Annotated in this window: 1 protein-coding gene; it reads left to right on the top strand. The window is 62.5% G+C overall.

Translation table 11 applies throughout. The annotated features are described in order from the left end of the window. The coding region (locus ACP7EG_RS27590) for a non-ribosomal peptide synthetase (protein ID WP_426090237.1) at positions 1–3,900 on the top strand (3,900 nt) is incomplete at both ends.

Below are 3,900 nucleotides of genomic sequence, written 5' to 3'. Positions count from 1 at the left end.
ACGCTGTTCATGGTCTTGCATGCGGCCTTGAGCGTGGTGCTGGCGCGGCATGGCAACAGCGCCGACGTGGTGATCGGCACGCCGGTGGCGAACCGCCTGCAGGCGGAGCTGGAAGACTTGATTGGCTTTTTTGTCAACACCCTGGTGCTGCGTACGGACTGCAGCGGCAACCCGGCGTTTACGGCGCTGCTGCAGCAGGTAAAGGCGAGCAACCTCGATGCGCAGGCGCACCAGGACGTGCCCTTCGATCACCTGGTCGAGCGGCTCAATCCGCTGCGCAGCGCGCAATACAGCCCGCTGTTCCAGATCATGTTCAGCATGGACACGACGGGCGGCGACCTGGCGGCGATGGCTGTTGCCGGCGTGCGCCTCGATCCGTTGTCAGCGAATGTGGTGGCGGCGAAGTTCGAGCTGACCTTCAATGCCAGCGAGACGGCCAATGGGCTGGTGTTCAGCATCGACTACAACACGGCGCTGTTTGAGGCGGCGACGATCGCGCGCCTGGGGCAGCATTTGCTGCTGGCCCTCGACGGCATCGTGGCCGATCCCGCCACGCCGATCCATGCCTTGCCGCTGCTCGATGCCGGCGAGAGGCAGTACCTGTTGCAGACGCTGAACGCGACGCAGGCGGACTATCCGCAGGAGCATTGCATCCATGAGCTGTTCGAAGCGCAGGTGGCGCGCACGCCAGCGCAGGTGGCGCTGGTCTATGGTGATGAGCAATTGACGTATGCGCAGCTCAATGCGCGGGCGAATCAACTGGCGCATGCGCTGCGGACTCGTGGCGTTGGCCCGGACGTGCTGGTGGGGCTGTGCGTGGAGCGCAGCCTGGAGATGATGGTGGGCGTACTGGCGATCCTCAAGGCGGGCGGCGCGTATGTGCCGCTGGATCCGGCGTATCCGCAGCAGCGCCTGGCCTACATGGCCGAAGACAGCGGCTTGGCGCTGATCGTGACGCAGCAGACCTTGCTGGAGACGGCTGGATCGCTGGCGCGGCAGGCAGGCAGCTTGCAACTGCTGTGTTTGGATGACGGGGCAGGACTGCCGTACGATACGCAGAACCTGGCGCGCCTGGACGGGCACGGTGCTGCGAGCTTGGCGTATGTCATTTATACCTCCGGTTCGACGGGCAAGCCGAAAGGGGTGATGGTCGAGCATGGCAATGTGCTGCGCCTGTTTGCTGCCAGCGCTGCGCACTTCCACTTTAATGCAGACGATGTCTGGACCCTGTTCCATTCCTATGGTTTCGATTTTTCGGTGTGGGAAATGTGGGGCCCGCTGCTGCACGGCGGCCGTTTGCTGGTGGTGCCATACTGGATCAGCCGTTCGCCGGCCGATTTCCATGCGCTGCTGGTGCGGGAACGGGTGACGATCCTGAACCAGACGCCGAGCGCGTTTGCCGCCCTGATGGAGGTGGATCAGGAGCGCCCGGCGGCGCTGGCCCTGCGCTGCGTGATCTTTGGCGGCGAGGCGCTGCAGGCGTCGAACCTGGCGCCATGGGTGGCGCGCCACGGCGACCAGCGGCCGCAACTGGTGAACATGTATGGCATTACGGAGACGACGGTGCACGTGACGTACCGGCGTTTGCTGCAGGCCGATGTGTTCGATACGAACGGAGCCAGCGATATTGGGCGTCCACTGGCGGACCTGGGGGCGCTGGTGCTGACACCGCGCCTGGAGTTGGCGCCGTTCGGTGTCGTTGGCGAGCTGTATGTGGGTGGTGCGGGTCTGGCGCGTGGCTATCTGCACCGTCCGGAGCTGACGGCGGAACGCTTCATCGCCAACCCGTATTCCGAGGCCGGCACGGCGGGCAGCAGCGCGCGGCTGTACAAGACAGGCGATCTGGTGCGCTACCTGGCCGATGGCAGCCTGGCGTATGTGGGGCGTGCCGACGAGCAGGTCAAGCTGCGCGGCTTCCGCATCGAACTCGGTGAGATCGAGCACCAGCTGGCGCAGCATGCGCAGGTGGCGGCAGCGGTGGTGCTGGCGCGCAGCGACGACGGGCAGGAAAAGCGCCTGGTGGCGTACGTGACGCGCCAGGATGCGCAGGGTGAAGAGGATGCATTCCTGGCCAGCCTGAAGGCACAGCTGCAGTCGGCGTTGCCGGAGCACATGGTGCCGGCGCTGTATGTGGTGCTGTCGGCGTTGCCGCTGACGGCCAATGGCAAGATCGATAAGCAGGCCCTGCCGGCGCCGGACCTGGCGGCCGCGCAGGGTGCGTATGTGGCGCCGCAGGGGGAGACGGAACGGCTGCTGGCCGACATCTGGGGCAAGCTGCTGGGCGTGGCGCCGGAACAGGTGAGCGCGAGCGCCAACTTCTTTGCGCTGGGCGGGCATTCGCTGATGGTGATCCGCTTGCTGTCGCGGCTGCAGCAAGCCGGCTTATACACGGATGTGCGCACCATCTTTGGCGCGTCCAGTCTGCGCGGCCTGGCGCAGGCGCTCGATGCGCAGGCACCGGAGGCGAATCGCCCCTTCGCGGCGCCGCCGAACCTGATTCCCGCCAGCTGCACGCACATCACGCCGGAGATGCTGCCGCTGGTGGCGTTGAGCCAGCAGGAAATCGATACGCTGGCAGCGCTGGTACCCGGCGGCGCGGCAAATATCCAGGACATCTATCCACTGGCGCCGTTGCAGGAAGGCATCCTGTTCCATCATCTGATGGCGCAGAAAAACGACCCCTACATCATGTCCATGGTATTGCGGATCAAGGATGGTGCGCGCCTGGACGCCTTCGTGGCAGCCCTGCAGGCGGTGATGGAGCGTCACGACGTGTTGCGCACGGCGGTGATGGCGCAGCAGGTTTCGGTGCCGGTGCAGGTGGTGTATCGCCAGGCGCGCCTGCAGATTCAGCCACTGGTGCTGCCACCCGGGGTCGATATCGAAAGCCGGCTCGGCGCCTACCTGGCGCAACCGCAGTCGATGGATCTGGCACGGGCACCGCTGCTGCGTGTGAGCGTGATACCGGATACGCAGTCCGATACGCAGTACGTGCTGTGCCAGATCCACCATCTGATCGACGATTTTACTTCCTTGAGGATACTACGGACTGAAATCGAAGCATTTCTGGATAACAATGCTGAACATCTGGCCACCCCGGTCCCTTATCGTGAATTGGTGGCCCATACCATGCATCAGGCGCGGCATCAGGATGCAAAGGCCTTTTTCAAGAGCATTCTGAAGGATGTTGATGAGCCAACCGCGCCATTTGGCTTACTGGCCGTGCATGGTGATGGTTCTCGTACTGTTGAGGCAAGAAAAGATCTTGATGCCGCTTTGGTTACGCAGATACGCGCCACTGCAAGGCATTACAAGCTGAGCCCTGCCATTTTGTTTCATGCGGCTTGGGCGCTGGTACTTGCCGCCTGTAGCGGGAAAGATGATGTCGTGTTTGGCACGGTGCTGTCGGGACGCTTGCAGGGAACGCAAGGTGCACAACATATGCTGGGAATGTTCATCAATACCTTGCCGTTAAGGTTAAGGTTGCGGGACATGAGCAGTGCTCAATTGTTGCTGCAGGCTGATGCAGCGTTAAAAAATCTGCTGCCCTATGAGCAAACTTCGCTCGCGCTGGCAAAAGCCTGTACTTCCTTGCCGGAGAACATGCCGCTGTTTAGCTCCATGCTCAATTACCGTACTTCCGATACGCTGACCAGCCAGGAACACACTGCAATCGACGGGATTGAAGTAATCGATACCCTGGAGAGAACCAATTATCCATTCACCATATCGATTGATGATATGGGCCAAGTTTATTACATCAATATACAAACGGACAGCGGTGTGGACGCCGCCCGCGTGCTGGGCTACATGGAAGCGGTATTGGCCGGGCTGTCCGAAGCCTTGTTGGTCGAGCCTGACAAGGCGGTGCTCGACGTGGCGGTCTTGCCGGCCGGCGAG

It is taken from the genome of Janthinobacterium sp. PSPC1-1, assembly GCF_049897625.1.
Taxonomy (GTDB): Bacteria; Pseudomonadota; Gammaproteobacteria; order Burkholderiales; family Burkholderiaceae_D; genus Janthinobacterium; species Janthinobacterium tructae.
Note: the sequence above shows the minus strand (reverse complement) of the source record. Positions and strands in the feature narration are given on the sequence as shown.